The following is a 22,459-nucleotide window of genomic DNA, read 5'->3' as shown; positions in this document are numbered from 1 at the left end:
CACCTCAGGCGGGGGTGGGCAGGGTGGCCCGCCGGGCGCGCACCGCCGACGCGAGGTGCTCCAGCACCTCGGCCGTGGTGTCCCAGCCGATGCAGGCGTCGGTCACCGAGCGGCCGTAGGTCAGCTCCCGGGTCGGGTCCAGGTCCTGCCGGCCGTCGAGCAGGAAGCTCTCCAGCATGATGCCGACGATGCCGCGCTGGCCGGCGGCGAGCTGGTCGGCCACGTCGGCGGCGACCCGCGGCTGGTTGCGGTGGTCCTTGCCGCTGTTGGCGTGGCTGGCGTCGACCACCAGCCGCTCCGGCAGCCCGGCGGCCCGCAGCAGGTCCAGCGCGCCGGCCACCGACTCCGCGTCGTAGTTCGGCCGGCCACCCCCGCCGCGCAGCACCAGGTGCCCGTCGGCGTTGCCCCGGGTGTGCATGATCGCCGGGGTGCCGGAGACGTCGATGCCGGGGAAGACGTGCGGCACGCCGGCCGCCCGGATCGCGTCCACCGCGGTGGCGATGCTGCCGTCGGGCCGGTTCTTCATGCCGATCGGCATGGACAGCCCGGAGGCGAGCTGGCGGTGCACCTGGCTCTCCACGGTACGGGCGCCGATCGCGCCCCAGGCGACGGTGTCGGCGATGTACTGCGGGGTGATCGGGTCGAGGAACTCGCAGCCCACCGGCAGGCCCAGGCGCAGCACGTCGAGCAGGAGCGCGCGGGCGGTCCGCAGGCCGGTGTTGACGTCCCCGGAGCCGTCCAGCGCCGGGTCCATGATCAGACCCTTCCAGCCGACCGTCGACCGCGGCTTCTCGAAGTAGACCCGCATCACCACCAGCAGGTCGTCGGCGTGCCGCTCGGCGGTCTCGCGCAGCCGGTGGGCGTACTCCAACGCGGCGGCCGGGTCGTGCACCGAGCACGGGCCGACGACCACCAGCAGCCGGTCGTCGTCGCGGTCCAGCACCCGCGCGGCGGCGCGCCGGCCGTCGAGCACGGTCGAGGCGAGCGGGGCCTCCAGCGGCAGCTCGTGCAGGAGCAGGGCCGGGGTGGTCAACGGCACGACGCGGTCGATCCGCTGGTCGATGACCGCGCCGGTCTCCGAGGTCGTCACGGTGGGCTTTCCTTCCGCCGACCGTGACCCGGGGCCGGTGCCCAGGTCGAGCCGGCTGCTCGTATGCAGAAGGGCAGGAACTTCAAGCTCCTGCCCGGCCGGCTCGATCTCAGGTGACGTCAGCTCATGGTGAGGTCACCGGCATCGGAGCCGGCTGCCTAAACCATCGATACGCACGCGTCACGCCGGTAAGCGTACCCGACCGGCCGGGGAGGGCTCACCGGGTGTTCCGGAAAGCCCCGCTCGATGTTCACCTATGTCGATGGAACCGGCGGTAACGTCACCACCACCGCCCGCATCCTCCCGGAGGTCATCGATGGATCGTCGTACCGTCCTGCGCGCCACCGTCGCCGGTGGGGCCGCCGCCTTCGCCGGCAGCCTCTGGTCCGGCGCCGCGTCGGCCGCCCCGGCCCAGCCCGGCGTCGGCCCGTACGGGTCGCTCGGCACCGCCGACGCCCGCGGCATCCAGCTCCCCGCCGGCTTCACCAGCCGGATCATCGCGCGCTCCCGGCAGACGGTGGCCGGGACGTCGTACGCCTGGCACGACGCCCCCGACGGCGGCGCCTGCTTCCCCACCGGCACCGGCTGGATCTACGTCTCCAACTCGGAGATCTCCACCGCCGGCGGGGCCTCGGCGGTCCGGTTCAACGCCGACGGGACGATCGCCTCGGCGTACCGGATCCTCGCCAACACCAACCGTAACTGCGCCGGCGGCGCCACCCCGTGGGGGACCTGGCTCTCCTGTGAGGAGGTCAGCCGGGGGTACGTCTACGAGACCTACCCGCAGGGCGGTGTCGCCGCGGTACGCCGCCCGGCGCTGGGCCGGTTCAACCACGAGGCCGCGGCGGCCGACCCGGACCGCAAGGTGATCTACCTGACCGAGGACGAGACGAGCGGCTGCTTCTACCGGTTCCGGCCGACCGTCTGGGGTGACCTGTCCAGCGGCACCCTGGAGGTGCTGGTGGCCGGCACCGCCACCAGCGGCCCGGTCAGCTGGACCCGGGTGCCCGACCCGGACGGCTCGCCGACCTACACCCGGCAGCAGGTCTCCGGGGCGAAGAAGTTCAACGGTGGCGAGGGCTGCTGGTACGCCAACGGCACCTGCTGGTTCACCACCAAGGGCGACAACCGGGTCTGGGCGTACGACGCCGTCAACCAGCGCATCGACCTGGCCTACGACGACTCACTGGTGACCACCGGCACCGCCCCGCTGACCGGCGTGGACAACATCACCGGATCCCGCTACGGCGACCTCTACATCGCCGAGGACGGGGGCAACATGGAAATCAATCTCATCACCCCGGACGCCGTGGTCACGCCCTTCCTCCGGATCAACGGGCAGTCGTCGTCGGAGATCACCGGGCCGGCGTTCTCACCCGACGGCAGCCGGCTCTACTTCTCGTCGCAGCGCGGCACCACCGGCTCGTCCTCCGGCGGGATCACCTACGAGGTGCGCGGTCCGTTCCGCTGAGCCCCGCGCGGGGTAAGTGGCTCGGCATGAGTCACGAACAGAGCGACCAGGAGCGGGTGGAGTCCCGTGCCCACCTGCTGCCCGAGGAGGCGGCGGTGGGCAGCGACGACCCGCAGGCCCAGGCCGACGCCATCCTCACCGAGTCGGACATCCGGGAGGAAGACCGGAACGTCGCCCCGGACACCGTGCTGGAGCACCGCACCTCCGATCAGACGGTGACCCCCAACGAGCCCCCCGACTGACTGCCGGCCGCGCCCCGGGCCCGCCGGGAACCGGCGTAGGTCTGCTCGCGCAGCCAGGCGAGCGGCCCCTCGACCCGCAGGCCCGGCGGCAGGTTGCCGACCGGGTCGAAGGCCAGCGCGGCGTCGGTGCGGGCGTCGAGCTGGTCACCGAGGGTGACCTGGCCGAAGGGCCGCCACGGACCGACGGCGGACGCGACCGCGAGCACCAGCCGCGGCGCGTCCGCCCCGACCGCGGCGGCCACCTCGGGCAGGCTCCGGCCCAGGTCCGGCGAGTCCGGGTCGGCCAGCGCAGCCAGCCAGAGCCGCCGCCCGCCCACCCGGTACGACATGATCGTGCTGTACGTCCCGGTGAAGTCCCGCCGGGGCAGCGGCAGGTTCCGCAGCACCGGCGCCGCACCGCTGGAGCTGACCAGCAGGTCGAACGGGCGCCCCTGCGGCAGGCGCAGGCGGACCGCCAGGCCCAGCACGTCCGGCCAGCCGCCGGGCGTGGGCACGCCCTTCGAGAGCCGCACCGTCGCCGGGTAGCGGCCCGGCTCGTCGAGCAGCGCGACGCCGGTCGGCGGTCCGGGCGTACCCCAGATCATCACCTCGGCGGCGAACGAGCGGCCGGCCGGATGTAGCAGGCGGGCACCGCGCAGCCGGGTCAGGACGGCGGCCGCGCCGGCGGCGACGACGGCCGCCCGGGCGACGGTGGAGGGGACGCGCATGACCCCTCCGGTACCCCGCGCCGGCCGGTCGATGCCCCCGTCCCGACGCCGACCCCCGACACGTCACCTTTGCGCCCGGGAGATCGGATAGCGTCGGGTCATGCCCGACAGCGGTTACCCCTGGCCCATCGAGACCACCCGACTGGACAACGGCCTGCGCGTGGTCGTGAGCGAGGACCGCACCGCGCCGGCGGTCGCGGTCAACCTCTGGTACGACGTGGGCTCCCGGCACGAGCCGCACGGGCAGACCGGCTTCGCCCACCTCTTCGAACACCTGATGTTCGAGGGCTCGGTCAACGTCGCCAAGACCGAGCACATGAAGCTGATCCAGGGCTCCGGTGGCTCGCTCAACGCCACCACCAACCCGGACCGGACGAACTACTTCGAGACCGTGCCCGCCGAGCACCTGGAGCTGGCGCTCTGGCTGGAGGCCGACCGGATGGGCGGCCTGGTCCCCGCGCTGACCCAGGAGACCCTGGACAACCAGCGCGAGGTGGTCAAGAACGAGCGCCGGCAGCGCTACGAGAACGTCCCGTACGGCGACGCGTGGCTGCGGCTGCTTCCGCTGCTCTACCCGCCGGGGCATCCGTACCACCACGCGACGATCGGCTCGATGGCCGACCTGAACGCCGCCGACCTGGGCACCTTCCAGGACTTCCACCGCACGTACTACGCGCCGAACAACGCGGTGCTCACCGTCGTGGGCGACGCCCCGGCCGCCGAGGTCTTCGCGCTCGCCGACAAGTACTTCGGCGCGCTGCCGCCGCGCGGGGACATCCCCGCCGCGCCGGCCGGAATGATCGTGCCGGCCACCGGCACGGCCGCCGTCGAGACGGTCACCGCCGACGTGCCCGCCCCCCGCGTCTACGTCGCGCACCGCACCCACCCGTTCGGCACCCCCGGGTACGACGTCGCCACCGTGGCCGCCACGGTGCTCGGCAGCGGCCGGGGCAGCCGGCTCTACCAGCGGCTCGCCGACGGTGAGCGGCTCGCCCAGCCGGACCTGGTCGGGGCGTACGGGGTGGACCTGGCGCACGGCCCGGCACCGCTGATCGCCACCGCCACCGCCCGCCCCGGGGTGACCGCCGAACGGCTCGGCAGCGGGGTGGCCGAGGTGGTCGACGAGCTGGCCACCGTGCCGGTGACCGCGGCCGAGCTGGACCGGGCCAAGGCGCTGCTCAGCACCGCCTGGTGGCGGCAGATGGCCACCGTGGACGGCCGGGCCGACACCCTCGGCCGGTACGCCACCCAGTTCGGCGACCCGGCGAGGGCCGCCGAGCGGCTGCCCGCCTGGCAGGCGGTGACCGCCGAGCAGATCGCCGAACTGGCCGCCGAGGTGCTCGGCGCCGCCGACCGGGCGACCCTGATCTACCTGCCGGAGGAGACCTCATGACGTTGATCGCCGCCCGCCCCGGGCCGGGCGCCGCCCGCCCGTACCGGTTCCCGACGGTGGTCCGGCGGGACGTCGCCGGCGGCCGGGTGGTCGCCGCGCACCTGCCCGGGCAGAACCTCGCCGTCGCGCTGCTGCTGCTCGACGCCGGCGCGGGACGGGAGCAGGTGGGCAAGGAGGGGCTCGGCGCGGTGCTGGCCAAGGCCCTGGAGGAGGGCACTGCGCAGCGGGACGCCACCACGTACGCGCTCGCCGTCGAGGGGCTGGGCGCGGAGCTGGTGACCGGGCTGGACTGGGACTCCTTCCAGGTCAGCGTGCAGGTGCCGGTGGACCGGCTGGGCGCGGCGGTGGAGCTGCTCGCCGAGGCCGTCCGCACGCCCCGGCTCGACCCGGACGACGTGCGCCGGGTCCGCGACGACGAGGCGACCGCACTGCGGATGGACTGGGCCAACCCCGGCCCGCGCGCCGACGCGGTGCTCCGCGCCGATCTCTTCGGCGCCGACAACCGCTGGGGCCGCCCGCTGTACGGCGACCCCGACTCGGTGGCCGCGCTGGACGTCGAGGACGTCACCGTCTTTCACTCGGAGTGGTTCATCCGCCCCGGCACGTTGATCGTCGCCGGGGACCTGGACCGCCTCGACCTGGACGCGCTGGGCGCGACCGCGTTCGCCGGGACCGGTGGCGGGCAGGTCGAGCGGGGCGGCCCGATCGAGGTGCCGATGCCGGCCGGCCGGCGGATCATCCTGGTGGACCGCCCCGGCTCGGTGCAGTCCACGCTGCGGCTGGGGCACCCGTCGCCGCACCGGGCCCACCCGGATCACGTGCCGATGACGCTCGCCGGCACGGTCCTCGGCGGCGCGTTCACCTCCCGGCTGAATCACCTGATCCGCGAGGTGCGCGGCTACACGTACGGCATCCGGGGCGACTTCGCCTCGTCCCGCCGGTTCGGCCGCTTCGCGGTCAGCTCGGGGGTGCAGACGGCGGTGACCGCGCCGGCCCTGGTGGAGGCGGTCGGGGAGATCACCCGTACCCAGGTCTCCGGGGTGACCGAGGACGAGCTGGCGGTGGCCCGGTTCTGGCGGGCCGGCCAGCTCTCGGTCGAGCTGCAGAGCCCCCGGGCGATCGCGTCGGCGCTGACCACCCTGGTGGTGCACGACCTGCCGGACGACTACCACGCCCGGCTGCGCGAGTCGCTGCTCGCCGCCGACGTGGCGGACGTCTCGGCGGCCGCGGCCAGCCACCTGCGCCCGGAGTCGCTGACCCTGGTGGTGGAGGGTGACGCCGCGGTGATCCGCGACGAACTCACCGCGACCGGGCTCGGCGAGGTGACCGACGCCACGCTGTAGACGGGCGGAAACCGGTCCGGGCGGTGGGAAAGCGTTCCCGTCCGGGCCGGCCGGCTGGGTAGCCTCGCGGGCATGAGGATCGGCATTGTGGGTGCCACCGGCCAGGTCGGTGGCGTGATGCGGCAGGTGCTGGCGGAGCGGGAGTTCCCGGCGGAGCAGGTGAGGCTCTTCGCCTCCGCGCGGTCGGCCGGGCGCACCCTGCCCTGGCGGGGCGGCGAGGTGACCGTCGAGGACGCGGCCACGGCTGACTTCTCCGGGCTCGACATCGTGCTCTTCTCCGCCGGTAAGGGCACCTCCAGGGAGCTCGCACCCCGGGTCGCCGCGGCCGGCGCGGTGGTGATCGACAACTCCTCGGCGTACCGGATGGACCCGGACGTGCCGCTGGTGGTGGCCGAGGTGAACCCGCACGCCATCGCCGAGCGCCCGAAGGGCATCATCGCCAACCCGAACTGCACCACCATGGCCGCCATGCCGGTGCTGCGCCCGCTGCACGCCGAGGCGGAGCTGGTCAGCCTGGTCGTCGCCACGTACCAGGCGGTCTCCGGCGCCGGCCTGGCCGGCGTCGCCGAGCTGGACGAGCAGGTCCGCAAGGTCGCCGAGGACGCCGCCGCGCTGGCCTTCGACGGCGCGGCCGTGCAGTTCCCCGCGCCGCGCTCCTTCGCCCGGCCGATCGCGTTCAACGTGCTCCCGCTGGCCGGCTCGATCGTCGACGACGGCTCGTTCGAGACCGACGAGGAGCAGAAGCTGCGCAACGAGAGCCGCAAGATCCTCGAAATCCCCGGGCTCAAGGTCTCCGGCACCTGCGTCCGGGTACCGGTCTTCACCGGTCACTCGCTCCAGATCAACGCCCGCTTCGCCCGGCCGATCACCCCGCAGCGGGCCCGTGAGCTGCTCGACGGCGCGCCCGGCGTGGCGCTGTCGGACGTGCCGACGCCGCTGGAGGCGGCCGGCCAGGACCCCACCTATGTGGGCCGGATCCGCGCCGACGAGACCGTCGAGCACGGTCTGGCGCTCTTCTGCGCCAACGACAACCTGCGCAAGGGGGCCGCGCTCAACGCCGTGCAGCTCGCCGAGCTGGTGGCGGCCGAGCGCCGCTGACCCGCGCAGTCGCCGTCCGTGACGGATGCGTCGTCCGCCGCGCCGCGCGGCAGCGTCGCGCCGCGGCGCCGGTGCGGTGGGATGGAGCCACCGGGACCGACGAGTTGGAGGACGACATGGCGGACGACGAGACCACCCAGGCGCTGACCGACCTGATCGCCGGCCGCTGGCTGGGCGTGCTGGCCACCATCAAGCGGGACGGGCGCCCGCAACTGTCCAACGTGGTCTACTCCTTCGACCGGGAGCACGGGCTGATCCGGGTCTCGGTGACCGACGGCCGGGCCAAGACCGCCAACCTGCGCCGCGACCCCCGCGCCAGCTTCCACGTCAGCAGCGACGACGGCTGGGCGTACGCGGTGGCGGAGGCGCGGGCGGAGCTGACCCCGGTCGCGCAGCGCCCGGACGACCCGACCGTGGAGGAACTCGTCGGGCTGTACCGGACGGTCCAGGGCGAGCACCCCGACTGGGACGACTTCCGGGCCGCGATGGTCGCCGAGGGGCGGCTGGTGCTGCGGTTGCACGTCGAGCGGGTCTACGGCATGCCGCCGCGCGGCTGACCCGGACGGGGTGACCCGCGCCAGCGGCCGCACCGCCACACAGGTCGGCGTTACCTGCTCGGGGGCGGCGGGTAGACGGGGCGTGCCGACACCGAGAGGGGAGCACCATGACAACGGTCGGAGAATTCATGACGACCCGGTTGGTGACGATGGACGGCAACGACACGCTCACCGCGGCGGCGCAGGAGATGCGGGACAGTGCGATCGGCGACGTGGTGGTGACCGACGGGGACAGCATCGTCGGCATCGTGACGGACCGGGACATCACGGTCCGGGGCGTCGCCGACGGCATGGACCCGAACACCACCCGACTCAACCAGGTCACCACCAAGGACGTGAAGACGGTCAGCCAGTACGACGACGCGGTCGCCGCGGCCGACCTGATGCGCACCTACGCCGTACGCCGGTTGCCGGTGATCGACGACGGCCGCCTGGTCGGCCTGGTGTCGATGGGCGACCTCGCGGTGGAGCGCGAACCCCAGTCGGTGCTGGCGGACATCAGCGCCGACGAACCGAACAACTGACCTGTCCGCCGCGGTACGACGCCGGCCCCTGGATTCCCGGGGCCGGCGTCGCTCGTCCAGCGGGCCGGGAGCGCCGGCTCAGTCGAACCTGACGGTCACCTCGGACGCGGCGCGGGCGACCCGTACCGTCTCCGCCTCGGCCTCGAGCTGCGAGACGGCGCGCTTCGGGAGGTCGGTGAACGGGGCGACCGTGAGCTCCAACCGGCCCCGGGCGGCCTGCTTAACCCGCCAGGTGCCCCGGATCTCGCCGTCGACCAGCACGGCTCCCGGGTTGCCGAGCACCCGCCAGAGCTCGGCCCGGTGGGCCGGCTCGGGCACCAGGACGTCGCGGTCGCGGGCCTGGAGGAAGGGGTCGCCGGGCGGCAGCAGCCGCACCCCGTCGAGCGGCGTCGCCGCCCGCAGCGCGTCGAGCTGGTCGCCGGGGACCCAGGCCCTCCGGTCGTCCACCCGCACCTCGGTGAGCCGGTCGGCCGGCCACACCGTGCGCAGCTCGGTCGGGGACGTGCCGAGGAAACCGGCGATGTCGGCGACGGTGGCCGGGCCGAGCAGCCGCAGGCAGGCCAGGACCAGCTCGTCGGTGCCGGCGGCCCGCTCCGGCGGCGCCGGCCGCTCGTCGCGCGGCAGCAGGGCGGCGGCCCGCCCGGCCACCGCGAGGCGTACCCCGCCGGCCAGGCCGGCCTGCTGGAACAGCCCCCCCGAGACGTGCCGGGACGCGCAGGCGCGACAGTCGAAGTTCAACGCGTCGGGAATCCGCGCGCTGACCGCCCGGCTCACCTCGCCCCGGGCCATCGGGGCGGTGACCACCGCGCGGAACGCCTCCGCCGCGGCGTGGAACGCGGCGCGCCCCAGCCGCGCGCCGTCGCGGATCTGCCCGGCGATGCGGCGGGTCGCGTCGGCGTCGCTCAGCGGCCAGAGCGCGGCGGTCAGCGTCGCCAGCTCGGCCGTGCGGTGCAGGTGCGGCGCTCCCCGGGTGGACCAGACCAGCGTCAGGCGGTCGTCGTCGAGGTCGATGACCCCGCGGGCGGCCAGTGCCTGCCGGGCCGAGCCGTACGGGGTGTCCTGCACGCCGATGTCGAGCACCGTCAGCTCGGCCGGGCGCAGCCCGCCCGGGCGGTGGAGCTGCTGGGCCCGCGCCCGGTGGGCGAGCACCTGACCCCGGTGGACCTGCGGCGTAGCGTCCGCCATGTGCCCTCCTTTCCGCCCTGTCCCGGCACGCTACCGCGCCGGTACGACGGTCGGCGGCGTCGCCTCACCCGATTCGGGCGAGGTTGACCGGGTGCCCGGTGGGGACCCCGCTACCTGGCAGTGCCATGGATCGACGGGGGGAGAGGCTCCGATGGTGGACGCGACCACGAGATTCTTCGAGGATCTCGACCGGCGGGGCTACGAGCCGCTGCTGGCGAAGACCTCCGGGACGCTCCGGTTCGACCTGCACGAGGGGGCACAGACCACCCACTGGCTGCTCGAAATCGACCGGGGGCGGCTGCAGGTGAGCCAGGAGGACCGAGAGGCGGACACCGTCATCGGGACCAGCCCGACGCTCTTCGACGACCTCGTCGCCGGACGGGAGCACGGCCTGGCGGCGCTGCTGCGCGGGGACATGACGGTGACCGGTGACGCCCGGCTGGTCGTCCAGGTGGAGCGGATCTTCCCAAGTCCGCCCCACTCGCACGGGCCGCGCCGGCATTTCCAGCGGGAGGTGCGGTGATGGCGCAGACCAACACGGTTCGGATCCTGGACGGCAACACCTTCGTCGTCTCCGAGGACACCGGTGACATCGAGGCGACCCCGAGCGAGCCGACCGGACTCTTCTCCATCGACACCCGGTTCCTGTCCCGGTGGGTGCTCACCGTGAACGGTGGTCGCCTCAACGCCCTGTCCTACGACGACCTCCAGTACTACGAGGCCCGGTTCTTCCTGGTGCCGGGAGTGGCCACCCACTACATCGACGCCAAGCTGTCGGTCATCCGGGAGCGTGCGGTGGGCGGGAGCTTCCGGGAGACGCTGACCATCCTCAACCACGACGAGAAGGCGGTGGACCTGGAGATCCGGATGGACGTCGGGTCCGACTTCGCCGACCTGTTCCAGGTCAAGGACGAGATCCTGAACAAGAAGGGCGAGATCTACACCGAGGTCGAGGCGGACCGGCTGCGACTGGGCTACCGCCGGGGCAACTTCGTCCGGGAGACGGTGATCGGCTCGTCCGTGCCGGCCCGGTACGACCGGAACGGCTTCGCGTACACGGTGCACCTGGAACCGAACGAGCAGTGGGAGACCGGGATCGACGTGCAGACGCACGCGGTCGGTCCGGGCGGCCGCGACCTGCGGATGGGGCTGCGGGTGCACGGCACCGAGCGCCTCGCCCTCCAGCACGACCTGGAGGAGTGGATCGCCAAGGCCCCCAAGGTGAACAGCGAGCACGGCCGGATCGCCTCCACCTACCGGCGCAGCCTGGTGGACCTCGCGGCGCTGCGCTTCTCGCCGCTCTCCCTCGGCGGCCAGACGCTGCCCGCTGCCGGCCTGCCCTGGTTCATGACCATGTTCGGCCGGGACAGCGTCCTCACCTGCCTGCAGGCGCTGCCCTTCGCCCCGGAACTGTCCAAGACCACGCTGCGGATCCTGGCCGCGTTGCAGGGCACCCGGTTCGACGACTTCCGGGACGAGGACCCCGGCCGGATCCTGCACGAGATGCGCTACGGCGAGACGGCCGCGTTCGAGGAGCAGCCGCACTCGCCGTACTACGGCTCGGTGGACGCGACCCCGCTCTTCGTGATCCTGCTCGACGAGTACGAGAAGTGGAGCGGCGACGTCGCGCTGGTCCGGGAGCTGGAACGGGAATGCCGGGCCGCGCTGAAGTGGATCGACGACTACGCGGACCTGGTCGGCAACGGCTACATCTGGTACGAGCGGCGCAACACCGACACCGGCCTGGAGAACCAGTGCTGGAAGGACTCCTGGGACTCGATCTCCTACTCCGACGGCACCCTGCCGCCGTTCCCCCGGGCCACCTGCGAGGTGCAGGGGTACGCGTACGACGCGAAGCGGCGGGCCGCCCGGATGGCCCGGGAGTTCTGGGACGACCCCGGCTACGCCGAGCAGCTGGAGCGGGAGGCGGCGCTGCTCAAGGAGCGGTTCAACCGGGACTGGTGGGTGGAGGACGGGGAGTACTACGCCCTCGCCCTGGACCCGGACGGCCGGCAGTGCGCCGTGCTCAGCTCCAACATCGGCCACCTGCTGTGGAGCGGCATCGTCGACCACGACCGGGCGGAGAAGATCGCCCAGCACCTGGTCGGCCCGCGGCTCTTCACCGGCTGGGGGGTGCGCACCCTCGCCGAGGGGGAGGTCCGGTACAACCCCATCGGCTACCACAACGGCACGATCTGGCCCTTCGACAACTCGTTCATCGCCTGGGGCCTGCGCCGGTACGGCTTCACCGAGCAGGCGGCCACCATCGCCAGCGGCATCCTGGACGCCGCGACGTACTTCGACGGGCGGCTGCCGGAGGCGTTCGGCGGGTACCCCCGGGAGCAGACCAAGTTCCCGGTGGAGTACCCGACGGCGTGCAGCCCGCAGGCCTGGTCGACCGGCACTCCGCTGCTGCTGCTGCGGACCATGCTCGGGCTGGAGCCGCACGAGGGGCACCTGGCGGTCGAGCCGGTGCTGCCGGTGGGCATGGGCCGGATCGAGATGCTGGACATCCCGGGCCGGTGGGGCCGGGTGGACGCCTTCGCCCGGGGCCGGCTCGACCTGCACCGGCTGGGCGACTGAACGGACGCCTGCTCTCCCGCCGGCCTCACGGCCGGCGGGGGAGCAGGCAGAACTCGTTCCCCTCGGGGTCGGCGAAGACGGTCCAGTCGGGCAGCTCCCGGACCACCGTGGCGCCGGCCTCCAGCACGGCGGCCCGCTCCTCGGCGTCGCCCATCAGGTCGAGGTGGATCCGGCCCGGCGCGGGCAGGTCGTCGACGGGCGAGATCCAGACGTCCGGCCGGTGCCGGTGCGGGTCGCGCAGCAGCACCGACTCACCCGGGGCGAGCGAGCGGTCGGCCAGCTTCGGCTCGTCCTCCGCCGCCACCGGCAGGTCGGTGACCACGCTCCAGAACGGTGCCATGACGTAGGGGTCACGGCAGTGGATCACGATGGCGTGCAGCTCCGGCATGGCACTGACGGTAGCGGCCCGTCCGGCCCGTCGACTGGGTGATGACGGAGCAGGTCAGCCGGGCGGGAGCACGGTGTCGAGGAAGGCGGCGGTGGCCGCCAGGACGTCCGGCCGGTCCAGCGGCAGGGCGTGCCCGCCGTGGGTGATCCAGGTGTGGGTGGGATGCCCGGCCGCGAGCAGCGCGCCGGTGAGGGCCACCGCCTGGCTGACCGGAACGGCCGTGTCGCCGGCGCCCTGCACCAGCAGCACGGGCACCCGGTTGCCGAGGTGGGTGGCGACGGTCGAGTCGACGGTCGCCGGGTCCCCGGCGGTCGGCGGGTGACCGATCAGCCCGGCCCACGGGTCGTCGTCGGCCCGAAGCTGGCGCCAGTCGTCGGCCAGTGGGTCGGCCGCCGGCCAGTACGCCAGCCCGGCCGTCACGTCGTCCGGCCGGTCGATCCCGCGCAGCGCCAGGTGCAGGGCCAGGGTGCCGCCGGCCGAGTCGCCGCCCACCAGCAGCGGACCTCCGCCCGCCGCGTCCCGGGCCGCCCGGGCCGCCGCGCGTACGTCGTCGAGCTGGGCCGGCCAGCGGGCCTCGTCGACGAAGCGGTAACGGGCCGCCACCACCCGCAGCCCGAGCCGGGTCAGCGCCGCGCCGTCCTCCGCCGACCGTCCCCGCCATCCGCCGCCGTGGATCCAGAGCAGTACCCCGCGTGCCGTCATGGCGCCATCGTGCCGGCGGGTGCCGGCGCTCCGGAAGCCCGCTCTGCCACGGGCAGAAGCCGGGCGGTCGAGCCAGGCAACGATCGCCCCTACGGTTGCGTAACCTACGCGGGGTAAAGTTGGCAGATGCCGGAACTCGTGTACCCGCCCGTGATCGCCGCCGCCAAGACCATGTTCCGGGTCCTCGACCTGCGCCTGACCATCGAGGGCACCCACCACGTCCCCCGTACCGGCGGTGCGGTGATGGCCAGCAACCACGTCAGCTACCTCGACTTCATCTTCTGCGGCTACGGCGCGCAGGAGTCCGGCCGGCTGGTCCGGTTCATGGCCAAGCACGAGGTCTTCGCGCACCGGATCTCCGGCCCGCTGATGCGCGGCATGAAGCACATCGCGGTGGACCGCCGGGCCGGCGCCGGCTCGTACAGCTCCGCGGTGGGCGCGCTGCGGCGCGGCGAAGTGGTCGGCCTCTTTCCTGAGGCGACGATCAGCCGGTCGTTCACCGTGAAGGAGCTCAAGAACGGGGCGGCCCGGATGGCGCAGGAGGCCGAGGTGCCGCTGCTGCCGGTGGCGATCTGGGGCACCCAGCGGCTCTGGACCAAGGGCCGCCCGAAGACGCTGACCCGTCGGCACACCCCGATCACCATCCTGATCGGCGACCCGATGGACCCGGCGGCGTACCCGGACGCCAACGCCATGACCGCCGAGCTGAAGAGCCGCCTCACCGCGCTGGTCGACCGGGCGCAGCAGGAGTACCCGGACAAGCCGGCTGGCCCCGAGGACTCCTGGTGGCTCCCGGTCCACCTGGGGGGCACCGCGCCGACCCTGGAGGAGGCCGCCGAGCTGGACCGGCGCCCCCGCCGGCCCGCCGCCTCCTGACCAGCCGGTCGAGCGGCGCGGGTGGCCGGATCGTTCCGCATCCGGGCAGGATGGTGTCTGCCGCCCCGGCGTCCACCCGGCCAGGATCTACCGCATGAGCAGAGCAGCACTGATCGTGATCGACGTCCAGGAGTCCTTCCGCCACCGCCCGAGCTGGGCGTACGCCTCGAACCCCGACATCGTCGACGACGTCAACCGGCTGGTGGACGCGGCCCGGCGGCGCGGCGACCTGGTGGTCTGGGTCCTGCACGCCGAGCCCGGCACCGATGACGTCTTCGACCCAGCGCTCGGCCACGTCCGGCTGATCGACGGGCTGGTCCCGGGCGCCGGGGAGCCGACGCTGACCAAGACCTCGCACAACGCCTTCACCACCACCCACCTGCAGCAGCTGCTCACCATGGCGGGCATCCGCGAGCTGACCGTCTGCGGCATCCGGACCGAGCAGTGCGTGGAGACCACCACCCGGGTCGGCTGCGACCTCGGCTACGAGATGACCTTCGTGACCGACGCGACGGTCACCTTCCCGACCCCGCACCGGGACCTGCCGGCCTCGGCCACCTGGGCGGAGATCCTCGCCGACCCGCGCACGCTCGGCACCGACGAGATGATCGCCCGGACCGAGTACGCGCTGGCCGGCCGGTTCGCCACCGTCCGTACCGTCGACGCCTGACCGCGGTGGCCCGGGTCGTCTTCCTGCTGGTCCCGCAGCTGCACCTGCTGGACCTGGCCGGCCCGGCGCAGGTCTTCTCCGCCGCCGCCGACGACGGGTACGACTACCAACTGCATTACGTCGCCGACCGGCCGACCGTGCCGACCGTGCAGGGCGTGGCGCTGGGCGCGGCCACCGAGTGGCCCGAACTCGACCAGGGCGACCTGGTGGTCGTACCCGGCTGGCGGCTGCGGGCGCACGGCCCGGCGGGGCCGGTCGGCCCGGTCGACCTACGGCGGCTGGCCGACCACCACGCCCGCGGCGGCACCGTGGCCAGCGTCTGCGCGGGCGCGTTCGCGCTCGGCCGTGCCGGCCTGCTCGACGGGCGGCGCTGCACCACCCACCACGACGTGCAGGACAACCTGGCCCGGGCCTTCCCCGCCGCGCAGGTGGTCCGGGATGTGCTGCACGTGGTCGACGACCGGGTGGTCACCTCGGCCGGCATCGCCAGCGGCATCGACGTGGCGCTGCACCTGGTGGCCACCCGGCACGGCCCGGCCGCCGCCGCCCGGGTCGCCCGCACCCTGGTCGTCTACGCCCGGCGCAACGGCCACGAGCAGCAGGCCAGCGCGATGATGCGGCACCGTTCGCACCTGTCCGACGCGATCCACCGGGCCCAGGACCTGATCGACAGCCGGTTCGTCGAGCCGTTGCCGCTGGCCGACCTGGCCGCCACCGTGGGCGTCGCCGAACGCACCCTGACCCGGCTGTTCCGGCAGGCCACCGGGCTGACGCCGCTCGGCTACCAGCAGCTGCTCCGGGTCGAGCGGGCCGAGCACCTGATCGGGCACGGTGCCACCGTCGAGTCCGCCGCCCGCGCGGTCGGCTTCACCGACGCGCGGATGCTGCGCCGGCTCCGGGCCCGGACCCGGCCGCCGACCGGGTCGTCGGCCGCGCCTGCGGCCCCGCCGCCGACTCAGCCGCCGACCACGCCGCGGGTCGACGGCTCCGGGGTCCGGTAGTAGTCCTCCCGGGAGAGGAACTCCACCGGCAGCGAGCCGGGCAGCGTCACCCGTGCCTCACCGCTCAGCGGCGCGGCGTTGGTTCGCCGGATCAGCACGTCCCGCTCCGGCGGCGCCAGCTCCACCAGCTCCGGATGGGCCAACCGGAACCAGGCCACCGACCGGCGGACCAGCCGGGCCAGCTCGGTGATCGTCCCGGCCGGGCCGGCCAGCGCGAGGGTCGGCTGCTGGATGGTGCGCAGCGCGTCGCAGACGATCAGCAGTTCCGCGTCGCCCTCCTCCGCCGGCGCGTCGGCCGACAGCTCCAGCCGGGACGGCCACTGCCAGCGGACCTGGCCGCTGACCAGGCGGGGCAGCCGGACCGCGCGCCGGTGCCGGGCGTACGTCCGGTCGCCCCGCCCGGCGACCACGGAGAGCTCCCCGCCGGTGCAGGCGTACGCGAGCCGCCGGTCGGTGACGGTCACCGTCGCCGGCACCGGCAGCGCCCAGTGCCGGCGCGCGCCGGTGAGGCTGAGCAGGCACCCCGCCACCGGAACCCGGAGCCGACCGAGCACCCGCTCACCCGGCTCCGGGACCAGCTCATGGCTCCGGTCCAGCACGGGCCGCAGCTCGTCGTCCGGCGCGTCGAAGCGGTGCGGTGCGATGAAGAACGGGGACGCGTCCTCGCGCATCGGCACGACCTCCCGGGCAGTTGGTCTCCTGCCGGTAAGCCTCGCCGACCCCGCCGGGGCTGTCATGACACCCGTTAGGGGGTCGGCCGGTCGGCAGCCGCCTGCGACCGGTAGATGCCGATCTCCTCCGGACGGACGAGTCCGTCCTCGATCGCCCGGGCCAGCAGCGCCGCCTTGGTGGCCGCCGGTCGCCCGGCCCGGGTGTACTTGATCCGCGCCCGGTCCACGTACTGCTTCACGGTGTGCTCGCTGATCCGCATCCGGCGCGCCACCGACGCCTTGGACATGGACTGGAACCACAGCAGCAGCGCCTCGCGCTCCTTGTCCGACAGCGCCGGCCGGTCCGGCCGCGGGTCGCCCACCATCGCCCCGGCCAGCGCCGGCGGCACGTACGGGCGGTCGCTGGCCGCCGCCAGGACGGTGGCCACGCAGTGCTCCCGCCCCTCGTGCTTGGCCAGGAACGCCGCCGCCCCGGCGTCCAGCGCGGCGAGCATGGTGGCCGGATCGGTGTGCTCCGAGTAGACCACCACCCGCCGGCCGGCGGCGCTCAGCTCGGCCAGCTTGTCGATCACCATCCGCCCGTGCAGCCGCAGGTCGAGCAGGATCACGTCGGCGTCCGGCGCGGCCCGCAGCACGGCGTCCGGGTCGTCGCCGGTGGCCAGCACCCGCAGCCGGGGCTCGGTGGACAGCCAGGCCCGTACCCCGTCGACGACCACCGGATGGTCGTCCACGATCGACACCCCGACCGGGCGCTCCGCGCTCACGTCCTGCGCCACCGGGTCTGCGTCCACCTGATCTCCCCGTCCCGCTCGTGCACGTACTCGACCTGACCGTCCGCGCCGGCGGGCACCGGCGGCCCGGTCGCCTCCGGGCCGTCCACCTCGGGGGTCACCAGACTGACCGTCACCTCGTCCGAGCCGGCGACCACGGTGAGCCGGGCCCACCCGGTCGCGTCGGCCAGGGCGGCGGTGAGCGGGTCGGCCAACCGACGGCGGACCGGCACCGGCAGCGGCGGGGGAGCGCCGATCGCGACCAGCTCGATCGGCAGGCCGTTCCGCTCGGCCAGATCGGCGGCGGCGCGCAGCTCGTGCAGCAGTGGGTCCGGCACGTCGTCCGACTCGGCGATCAACCGGCGCAGCCGGGCCGCGGCCAGCACGCAGCGCCGCTGCACCCGAGGGTCCGCCGGGTCGGCGTGCCCGTCGGCCAGCTCGGCCAACACGGCCTCGGCGTCCCCGCCGACGGCGGCCAGCCGGGCCCGCCGCTCCTCCCGGGCCCGTTCGGCGGCGTCCCGCTCGGCGGCCACCGCCAGGGCCGCCGCGGCGGTGTCGGCGCGCTGCCGGGCGAGCGCGGAGATGGCCACCGCGCCGGTGAAGACCGCCACCGGCAGGGACGAGACGCCGTAGGCGTACATCGCGTACCGGGTCAGGTCGGCGGGGGCGGTGGCGCCCAGGCCCACCACTGCGGCGAGCGCGATCAGCGAGTGAGCGGCGAGCAGGGCCACCAGCCAGCGGATCCGGCGCCCCCAGAGCGCCACCACGAAGAACCAGCCCAGCCCGCTCCACACCCAGTTCGCCGCGGTGAAGAGCTGCCGCTCCCCGGCCGCCGCGAAGACCGCCGCGTCGACCGCCAGCAGCACGGCGACCAGCGGCCCGACCGGCAGCGGGGGACCGCGCAGCAGCCGGGCCCCGGCGTACCCGCCGGCCGCGGCCGCGACCAGCCAGCCGGCACCGACCACCGCCGGCGCGGCCAGCGCGGCCCCGGCGCCGAGCAGCGCCGGCAGGCCGATCGCGAGGTGCCACACCAGCGCGATCACGACGGCCGCGATGCGGGCGCCCCGGTCGGAGGCGCGGGCCACGTCCACCGCCGGGCCGGCACCGGTCGCGGGCCGCTCACCGCTCGTCCGGGCCGGCCCGGCCCGGGGTACGACCACCCGCGCCGCGCCGAGGTCAGCCGACATTCGGCCAGTCCAGCCTGATCCGGGTGCCGGCGCCAGGGGCGGAGGTCACCTCCGCGCGTCCACCCACCTCCGCCAGTCGGGCACGGATCGACTCGCGCAGCCCGTACCGGTGGGCCGGGACGGTGGCCGGGTCGAAGCCCGGGCCGTCGTCGACGATCTCGACCACCAGGGCGCCGGCGTCTGGCCGCAGGCGCAGCACGCAGGTCGATCCCGCCGCGTGCCGGGCCACGTTGGCCAGCGCGGCGGCGGTGGCGTCGGCCAGCGCCGTGGCCACCTCGGCGGGCGCCGTGCAGGGCGTCAGCTCGGCGGCGACCGGCAGCTCCGGGTGGCCGGCGAGCACCTCCCGCAACCGCTCCTCGACCGCGACCGGACCGTCGTCCGGAGTGGACCGGGCGTCGGCGAGACCGACGAGGGTACGCAGGTCGGCGGCGGCCCGCGCGCGCAGCGCGGACGATCCGTCGGGTACCGCGCCCAGCCCCACCATGGTGAGCGTGGCCAGCACGGTGTCGTGCAGGTCCCGGTTCTGCCGGCGTTCCGCCGCGCGGGCCGCCCGAGCGACCAGCGCGTCCCGGCGCAGCACCTGGTAGTCGGCGAAGGCCCGGTCGGCCCGCCCGATCCAGCGGCGCATCACCCCGGTCATCAGCGCCGCCAGAGCGGTCTGCCCGAGCAGGGTCGCCGCGTGGGCGCCCGCCTCGACCGGGTTGCCGGCGGCTCGCGCACCGGTCACGTAGGCCGCGGTGACGGCCAGCCCCAACGGCACCGACCAGCGGGCCGGCGCGGTCGCCTGTGCGTTGATCACGGTGGTGCTGGCCAGCACCGCGATCCAGCTCCCCTCGCCGGGCAGCACCTCCGGCGCGACCAGCCACGGGATCAGCAGGCAGGCCGCCGTGGTGAGCGTGACGTCCCCGGCGATCAGCGCCGGGCCGATGCCGCGGCGCAGCGCCCGGACGGCGTAGAGCACCGACCAGCCGGTGAGCGCGGCGACCGTGGCCAGCAGCAGGCCGGCTCGGACCGGCGGGGTACGCACCGCCAGCGCGGCCGCCGCGCCGACCAGCCCGCAGGTGAGCCGGAGCAGCGCCGGCAGGGTGGTGAAGATGCGGTGGAACGCGCCGCCGGCCGGCCGATCCAGCAGCGACGGCGACGAGGTCGGGGCGGGTACGGCCGACATCGGGGAGGGTGTCCTTCGGGCAGCGACCCGTCCGGGTCCGCACGGCGGTGCATCGACGCCGGAGAATAGCACGAAAGCCGCACGGCGATCACCCTCGGTACGCGGCGCGTCGCTGGCGGTTCTGCCCGACGGGCGGCCGCCGGGTGCGGTTGACTGCGAGGATGACCAACGCAGCGCGGCGGCCACGGGTCGCCTTCCTCGGACTCGGCCGGATGGGCACCCCGATGGCCCGGCACGTCCTCGACGCCGGCCACGACCTGACCGTCTGGAACCGGAGCGCCGGCAAAGCCGACCCGCTCGCCGCCGCGGGCGCCACCGTGGCCGGTACGCCGGCCGAGGCCGCCGCCGACCGGGACGTGGTGGTGCTGATGCTCGCCGACCCGGCCGCGGTGGAGGCCGTGCTGCTCGGCCCCGACGGGGTGGTCGCCGGCGCCGCCCCCGGCACCCTCGTGGTGGACGCCAGCACCGTCGGCCCGGACGCCTCGAAACGCGCCGCCGAGGCGCTGCGCGGGCGCGGGCTGCGGCACGTCGACGCGCCGGTCTACGGCTCGGTCGGCCCGGCCACCGAGGGCACCCTCGGGGTGCTCGCCGGGGGCGCGGCCGAGGATGTCGAGGCGGCCCGCCCCCTGCTGGAGCTCTGGGGCGACCCGGCGAAGGTGCGGCACGTCGGCCCCACCGGGGCGGGCAGCGCCGCGAAGCTGGTCCGCAACCTCACCCTGGGCCTGGCGCTGGCCGGCATCGGCGACGCGCTGCGGCTCGCCGACCGCCTCGACCTGCCCGCCGACGTGGTGGCCGAACTGGTCGGCGACGGCCCGCTCGGCGCGGCGTTCCCGGCCGTACGCCCGATCCTCGACCAGGGGCCGCCGGAGAGGGCCGGTTTCACCGTCGACATGCTCACCAAGGACCTGCGGCTCTGCCTCGACGTGGAACCCCGGCTGCCGCTGGTCGACGCCGCGCGGGCCGTCGGCGAGTCGGCGCACGCGGCAGGGCGCGGCCAGGACGACACCCGGGCCCTGCCGGTATGGATGCGCGACGCCTGATCGATCCGCCGGCCCGCCCTTGCCCGCGACCGGCCTGACCGGTCAGCCGGCGACCACCGTGGACACGGCGAGCAGGTGGGAGCTGGCGCCGAGCACCGCCGGGTCCGTCTCGAACGCCCGCGCGCACCCGAGCGCCTCCCGGAACAGCGGGGTCTCCTCGCCGACGTCGAGCGCGTTCAGCACCGGCCAGAGTGGACCCTCGATGCCGTACACGGTGGGCCGTGGCAGCCCGGCGGCGGTGAACTCGTCGACGAGCTGCTCGGGCCGGTGGAAGTAGGCGGTGGTGAAGCCGTTGACCGAGTCGTTCACTCCCGTGGCGTAGGAGTCCAGCAGCGTCGGGCGGGTGAGGTCGTCCACCCGGCCCTTGCCGACCATGTCGATCAGCGGGGCGTTCCGGCTGATCGCGGCGGCCAGCACCGGGCCGCCGGGGCGGGTGACCCGGGCGGCCTCCCGCAGCGCGGCGACCCGCTCGGCCCGGCTGGTCAGGTGGTACAGCGGCCCGAGCAGCACGGCGGCGTCCACGGCGTCGGCGGTGAACGGCAGCCGCCGGGCGTCGCCGACGCTGGCGCTGGCCACCGGGTGGTCGCGGCGAGCCGCCACGGCGTGCGCCGGGACCAGGTCGACCAGGTGCACCGGGTGCCCGGCGGCGGCCAGCCAGCCGGCGTACGCGCCGGGACCGCCGCCGAGGTCGAGGACCGTCGCCGGGGGCGGGGGCAGCAGCCGGGCCAGTAGTTCCCGGGTACGCAGCTCCTCCAGCCGCCCCTGCGGGCTGCGGCCCAGCCGCCCGGCCTCGTCGAACACCTCCGTGTAGTAGCGGCGGACATCGGGTTCGGGCGGTCGGATCGCGATCATCCGTCGATGCTGGACCGAGCCGGGCCGGACCGTCACCCGGTTTACCGGCCCCGCCCGCCGGTGCGGGCGGTACCGGCCCCGTCGCGCCGGGCAGTTGTGGCGAACCTCGACCGCCGACCCCCGTCTCGGCGGTGTTTCGCGCCTTCGGGCTGCCGGCGTCGGTGACCTGACCGGCGCTCGCCGGCCCGTGTGACATCTCACGGGGGCACGGCGCTGAGGGGCACGGAAGGTTGTTGATCGGAAGGCGCCCCGATCAGCAGCTCCGCGTCTCGCCCCCCACGACCGGAGATATCGATGATTCAGACCGCCCTGGCGAAACTGCTCACCCTCAAGGCCGGTGCCACGGTGCTCGCCGTGACCGCCACCGGCGGAGTTGCGCTCGCCGCCGCGAACGGCGCCCTGCCCAACCCGCTGACCACGACGAGCGCCACGTCGTCCGCGCACGCCACCGGCGCCCCCGCCGACAAGGACCACAAGGGCGGGGAGTCCGCCGCTCCGGGCGGGAAGGGCACGCCCTCGCCGTCGCTGGTCGGCCTGTGCCGGGCGTACGCCGCGAAGGCCACTGACAACCCGGGCAAGGCGCTGGAGAACCCCGCCTTCACCGTGCTGATCACCACCGCCGGCGGCACCGACAAGGTTGCCGCCTACTGCGACGCCCTGCTGGCCACCGCCAAGGGCAAGCCCTCCACCCGGCCGTCGACCCGCCCGACCGCGGTGCCGAGCCGTTCCGCCGGCAAGCCGGAGACCCTCCCGACGGCGGGCACGCACACCGACGCCCCCGGTGGCGGCCACAAGCCGACCAGCACGCCGACCACCCGCTGACTCCGACGCCGGGCGGGGCACCCTCCCACCCCCCCGTTCCCGCCCCGCGTCGGCCCGGCCGCGTCGTACGGACGACACCCCCCCCGCCGTCCGCGCGACGCGCGCCGAACCCGCGCCCC

Annotated in this window: 24 protein-coding genes; 14 read left to right on the top strand and 10 right to left on the bottom strand. The window is 74.8% G+C overall.

The features are described from left to right. Window positions 1-4 precede the first annotated feature (4 nt). Window positions 5-1,090 (bottom strand): 3-deoxy-7-phosphoheptulonate synthase, encoded by a 1,086-nt coding sequence (locus tag V6U81_RS10795; protein WP_334487431.1) that lies wholly within the window; start codon window positions 1,088-1,090, stop codon window positions 5-7. Window positions 1,091-1,406: 316 nt separating this feature from the next. On the opposite strand from V6U81_RS10795, the gene V6U81_RS10790 reads away from it, so the two are divergent. Both V6U81_RS10790 and V6U81_RS10785 read left to right on the top strand, forming a co-directional pair. Further along, complete coding sequence (locus tag V6U81_RS10790; RefSeq protein ID WP_334487429.1) at window positions 1,407-2,561, top strand: alkaline phosphatase PhoX; 1,155 nt, start codon at window positions 1,407-1,409, stop codon at window positions 2,559-2,561. 26 nt (window positions 2,562-2,587) lie between these two features. Next, a complete protein-coding gene (locus V6U81_RS10785; RefSeq protein ID WP_334487427.1) occupies window positions 2,588-2,803 on the top strand; it encodes a hypothetical protein in 216 nt (71 codons plus the stop codon). Here V6U81_RS10785 and V6U81_RS10780 read toward each other — a convergent pair. Continuing rightward, on the bottom strand, window positions 2,770-3,510 hold the full coding sequence (locus V6U81_RS10780) for a phosphodiesterase (protein ID WP_334487425.1): 741 nt from the start codon (window positions 3,508-3,510) through the stop codon (window positions 2,770-2,772). The genes V6U81_RS10785 and V6U81_RS10780 overlap by 34 nt on opposite strands. Window positions 3,511-3,610: 100 nt before the next feature. On the opposite strand from V6U81_RS10780, the gene V6U81_RS10775 reads away from it, so the two are divergent. From V6U81_RS10775 to V6U81_RS10755, 5 genes are all read left to right on the top strand, one after another. Then, on the top strand, window positions 3,611-4,903 hold the full coding sequence (locus V6U81_RS10775; RefSeq protein WP_334487423.1) for a M16 family metallopeptidase: 1,293 nt from the start codon (window positions 3,611-3,613) through the stop codon (window positions 4,901-4,903). Next, window positions 4,900-6,246 (top strand): M16 family metallopeptidase, encoded by a 1,347-nt coding sequence (locus V6U81_RS10770; RefSeq protein ID WP_334487421.1) that lies wholly within the window; start codon window positions 4,900-4,902, stop codon window positions 6,244-6,246. The genes V6U81_RS10775 and V6U81_RS10770 overlap by 4 nt, the downstream gene beginning before the upstream one ends. Before the next feature lie 72 nt (window positions 6,247-6,318). After that, on the top strand, window positions 6,319-7,344 hold the full coding sequence (locus tag V6U81_RS10765; RefSeq protein WP_334487419.1) for an aspartate-semialdehyde dehydrogenase: 1,026 nt from the start codon (window positions 6,319-6,321) through the stop codon (window positions 7,342-7,344). A 116-nt stretch (window positions 7,345-7,460) separates the two neighbouring features. Further along, the gene (locus tag V6U81_RS10760; RefSeq protein WP_334487417.1) at window positions 7,461-7,901 is read left to right on the top strand and encodes a PPOX class F420-dependent oxidoreductase; all 441 of its coding nucleotides are present in this window, start codon (window positions 7,461-7,463) and stop codon (window positions 7,899-7,901) included. A gap of 107 nt (window positions 7,902-8,008) precedes the next feature. Next, window positions 8,009-8,425, top strand: a complete 417-nt coding sequence (locus tag V6U81_RS10755) for a CBS domain-containing protein (RefSeq protein WP_334487415.1) — start codon at window positions 8,009-8,011, stop codon at window positions 8,423-8,425. A 78-nt stretch (window positions 8,426-8,503) separates the two neighbouring features. On the opposite strand, the gene V6U81_RS10750 is transcribed toward V6U81_RS10755, so the two are convergent. Beyond that, window positions 8,504-9,610, bottom strand: coding sequence for a DNA glycosylase AlkZ-like family protein (locus V6U81_RS10750; protein WP_334487413.1), 1,107 nt, complete (start codon window positions 9,608-9,610; stop codon window positions 8,504-8,506). Window positions 9,611-9,761: 151 nt separating this feature from the next. On the opposite strand from V6U81_RS10750, the gene V6U81_RS10745 reads away from it, so the two are divergent. Together V6U81_RS10745 and V6U81_RS10740 are read left to right on the top strand one after the other, a co-directional pair. Further along, entirely contained in the window at window positions 9,762-10,133 is a 372-nt protein-coding gene (locus V6U81_RS10745) for an SCP2 sterol-binding domain-containing protein (protein ID WP_334487411.1), read from the top strand. Further along, entirely contained in the window at window positions 10,133-12,193 is a 2,061-nt protein-coding gene (locus tag V6U81_RS10740) for an amylo-alpha-1,6-glucosidase (protein ID WP_334487409.1), read from the top strand. Before V6U81_RS10745 ends, V6U81_RS10740 begins: the two co-directional genes overlap by 1 nt. Window positions 12,194-12,218: 25 nt before the next feature. On the opposite strand, the gene V6U81_RS10735 is transcribed toward V6U81_RS10740, so the two are convergent. Further along, window positions 12,219-12,581, bottom strand: coding sequence for a VOC family protein (locus V6U81_RS10735; protein ID WP_334487406.1), 363 nt, complete (start codon window positions 12,579-12,581; stop codon window positions 12,219-12,221). Window positions 12,582-12,635: 54 nt separating this feature from the next. Further along, window positions 12,636-13,283, bottom strand: coding sequence for an alpha/beta hydrolase (locus V6U81_RS10730; protein ID WP_334487404.1), 648 nt, complete (start codon window positions 13,281-13,283; stop codon window positions 12,636-12,638). A 126-nt stretch (window positions 13,284-13,409) separates the two neighbouring features. Here V6U81_RS10730 and V6U81_RS10725 point away from each other — a divergent pair, with 126 nt between their 5' ends. From V6U81_RS10725 to V6U81_RS10715, 3 genes are all read left to right on the top strand, one after another. Further along, window positions 13,410-14,159: a lysophospholipid acyltransferase family protein gene (locus V6U81_RS10725; protein WP_334487402.1), complete on the top strand. Its 750-nt coding sequence runs from the start codon at window positions 13,410-13,412 to the stop codon at window positions 14,157-14,159. Window positions 14,160-14,253: 94 nt separating this feature from the next. Then, complete coding sequence (locus tag V6U81_RS10720; protein ID WP_334487401.1) at window positions 14,254-14,829, top strand: isochorismatase family protein; 576 nt, start codon at window positions 14,254-14,256, stop codon at window positions 14,827-14,829. Window positions 14,830-14,834: 5 nt separating this feature from the next. After that, complete coding sequence (locus tag V6U81_RS10715; protein WP_334487400.1) at window positions 14,835-15,830, top strand: GlxA family transcriptional regulator; 996 nt, start codon at window positions 14,835-14,837, stop codon at window positions 15,828-15,830. Here the strand turns inward: V6U81_RS10715 and V6U81_RS10710 are convergent. From V6U81_RS10710 to V6U81_RS10695, 4 genes are all read right to left on the bottom strand, one after another. Next, a complete protein-coding gene (locus V6U81_RS10710) occupies window positions 15,785-16,501 on the bottom strand; it encodes a hypothetical protein (RefSeq protein ID WP_334487398.1) in 717 nt (238 codons plus the stop codon). The genes V6U81_RS10715 and V6U81_RS10710 overlap by 46 nt on opposite strands. Window positions 16,502-16,575: 74 nt before the next feature. Then, a complete protein-coding gene (locus V6U81_RS10705) occupies window positions 16,576-17,292 on the bottom strand; it encodes a response regulator (RefSeq protein ID WP_334487397.1) in 717 nt (238 codons plus the stop codon). Continuing rightward, window positions 17,262-18,458: a hypothetical protein gene (locus V6U81_RS10700; RefSeq protein ID WP_334487395.1), complete on the bottom strand. Its 1,197-nt coding sequence runs from the start codon at window positions 18,456-18,458 to the stop codon at window positions 17,262-17,264. The genes V6U81_RS10705 and V6U81_RS10700 overlap by 31 nt, the downstream gene beginning before the upstream one ends. Then, window positions 18,448-19,626 (bottom strand): sensor histidine kinase, encoded by a 1,179-nt coding sequence (locus tag V6U81_RS10695; RefSeq protein WP_334487393.1) that lies wholly within the window; start codon window positions 19,624-19,626, stop codon window positions 18,448-18,450. The genes V6U81_RS10700 and V6U81_RS10695 overlap by 11 nt, the downstream gene beginning before the upstream one ends. A 161-nt stretch (window positions 19,627-19,787) precedes the next feature. Between V6U81_RS10695 and V6U81_RS10690 the strand changes: the two genes are divergently transcribed. After that, on the top strand, window positions 19,788-20,666 hold the full coding sequence (locus tag V6U81_RS10690) for an NAD(P)-dependent oxidoreductase (RefSeq protein WP_334487391.1): 879 nt from the start codon (window positions 19,788-19,790) through the stop codon (window positions 20,664-20,666). Between the two features lie 42 nt (window positions 20,667-20,708). Here V6U81_RS10690 and V6U81_RS10685 read toward each other — a convergent pair whose 3' ends face one another. Continuing rightward, window positions 20,709-21,518, bottom strand: a complete 810-nt coding sequence (locus tag V6U81_RS10685) for a class I SAM-dependent methyltransferase (RefSeq protein ID WP_334487389.1) — start codon at window positions 21,516-21,518, stop codon at window positions 20,709-20,711. 294 nt (window positions 21,519-21,812) lie between these two features. On the opposite strand from V6U81_RS10685, the gene V6U81_RS10680 reads away from it, so the two are divergent. After that, window positions 21,813-22,340: a hypothetical protein gene (locus tag V6U81_RS10680; RefSeq protein ID WP_334487387.1), complete on the top strand. Its 528-nt coding sequence runs from the start codon at window positions 21,813-21,815 to the stop codon at window positions 22,338-22,340. The last annotated feature ends 119 nt before the right edge of the window (window positions 22,341-22,459 follow it).

It is taken from the genome of Micromonospora lacuserhaii (assembly GCF_036902735.1).
Classification (GTDB): domain Bacteria; phylum Actinomycetota; class Actinomycetes; order Mycobacteriales; family Micromonosporaceae; genus Micromonospora.
Note: the sequence above shows the minus strand (reverse complement) of the source record. Positions and strands in the feature narration are given on the sequence as shown.

Excerpts from the sequence above, each read along its gene's own strand:
- V6U81_RS10700 (WP_334487395.1), bottom strand. The coding sequence starts at position 18,458 with ATGTCGGCTGACCTCGGCGCGGCGCGGGTGGTCGTACCCCGGGCCGGG.
- V6U81_RS10760 (WP_334487417.1), top strand. The coding sequence starts at position 7,461 with ATGGCGGACGACGAGACCACCCAGGCGCTGACCGACCTGATCGCCGGC.
- V6U81_RS10725 (WP_334487402.1), top strand. The coding sequence starts at position 13,410 with ATGCCGGAACTCGTGTACCCGCCCGTGATCGCCGCCGCCAAGACCATG.
- V6U81_RS10775 (WP_334487423.1), top strand. The coding sequence starts at position 3,611 with ATGCCCGACAGCGGTTACCCCTGGCCCATCGAGACCACCCGACTGGAC.
- V6U81_RS10680 (WP_334487387.1), top strand. The coding sequence starts at position 21,813 with ATGATTCAGACCGCCCTGGCGAAACTGCTCACCCTCAAGGCCGGTGCC.
- V6U81_RS10690 (WP_334487391.1), top strand. The coding sequence starts at position 19,788 with ATGACCAACGCAGCGCGGCGGCCACGGGTCGCCTTCCTCGGACTCGGC.
- V6U81_RS10790 (WP_334487429.1), top strand. The coding sequence starts at position 1,407 with ATGGATCGTCGTACCGTCCTGCGCGCCACCGTCGCCGGTGGGGCCGCC.
- V6U81_RS10765 (WP_334487419.1), top strand. The coding sequence starts at position 6,319 with ATGAGGATCGGCATTGTGGGTGCCACCGGCCAGGTCGGTGGCGTGATG.
- V6U81_RS10745 (WP_334487411.1), top strand. The coding sequence starts at position 9,762 with ATGGTGGACGCGACCACGAGATTCTTCGAGGATCTCGACCGGCGGGGC.
- V6U81_RS10750 (WP_334487413.1), bottom strand. The coding sequence starts at position 9,610 with ATGGCGGACGCTACGCCGCAGGTCCACCGGGGTCAGGTGCTCGCCCAC.
- V6U81_RS10720 (WP_334487401.1), top strand. The coding sequence starts at position 14,254 with ATGAGCAGAGCAGCACTGATCGTGATCGACGTCCAGGAGTCCTTCCGC.
- V6U81_RS10730 (WP_334487404.1), bottom strand. The coding sequence starts at position 13,283 with ATGACGGCACGCGGGGTACTGCTCTGGATCCACGGCGGCGGATGGCGG.
- V6U81_RS10685 (WP_334487389.1), bottom strand. The coding sequence starts at position 21,518 with ATGATCGCGATCCGACCGCCCGAACCCGATGTCCGCCGCTACTACACG.
- V6U81_RS10755 (WP_334487415.1), top strand. The coding sequence starts at position 8,009 with ATGACAACGGTCGGAGAATTCATGACGACCCGGTTGGTGACGATGGAC.
- V6U81_RS10735 (WP_334487406.1), bottom strand. The coding sequence starts at position 12,581 with ATGCCGGAGCTGCACGCCATCGTGATCCACTGCCGTGACCCCTACGTC.
- V6U81_RS10770 (WP_334487421.1), top strand. The coding sequence starts at position 4,900 with ATGACGTTGATCGCCGCCCGCCCCGGGCCGGGCGCCGCCCGCCCGTAC.
- V6U81_RS10785 (WP_334487427.1), top strand. The coding sequence starts at position 2,588 with ATGAGTCACGAACAGAGCGACCAGGAGCGGGTGGAGTCCCGTGCCCAC.
- V6U81_RS10695 (WP_334487393.1), bottom strand. The coding sequence starts at position 19,626 with ATGTCGGCCGTACCCGCCCCGACCTCGTCGCCGTCGCTGCTGGATCGG.
- V6U81_RS10780 (WP_334487425.1), bottom strand. The coding sequence starts at position 3,510 with ATGCGCGTCCCCTCCACCGTCGCCCGGGCGGCCGTCGTCGCCGCCGGC.
- V6U81_RS10710 (WP_334487398.1), bottom strand. The coding sequence starts at position 16,501 with ATGCGCGAGGACGCGTCCCCGTTCTTCATCGCACCGCACCGCTTCGAC.
- V6U81_RS10740 (WP_334487409.1), top strand. The coding sequence starts at position 10,133 with ATGGCGCAGACCAACACGGTTCGGATCCTGGACGGCAACACCTTCGTC.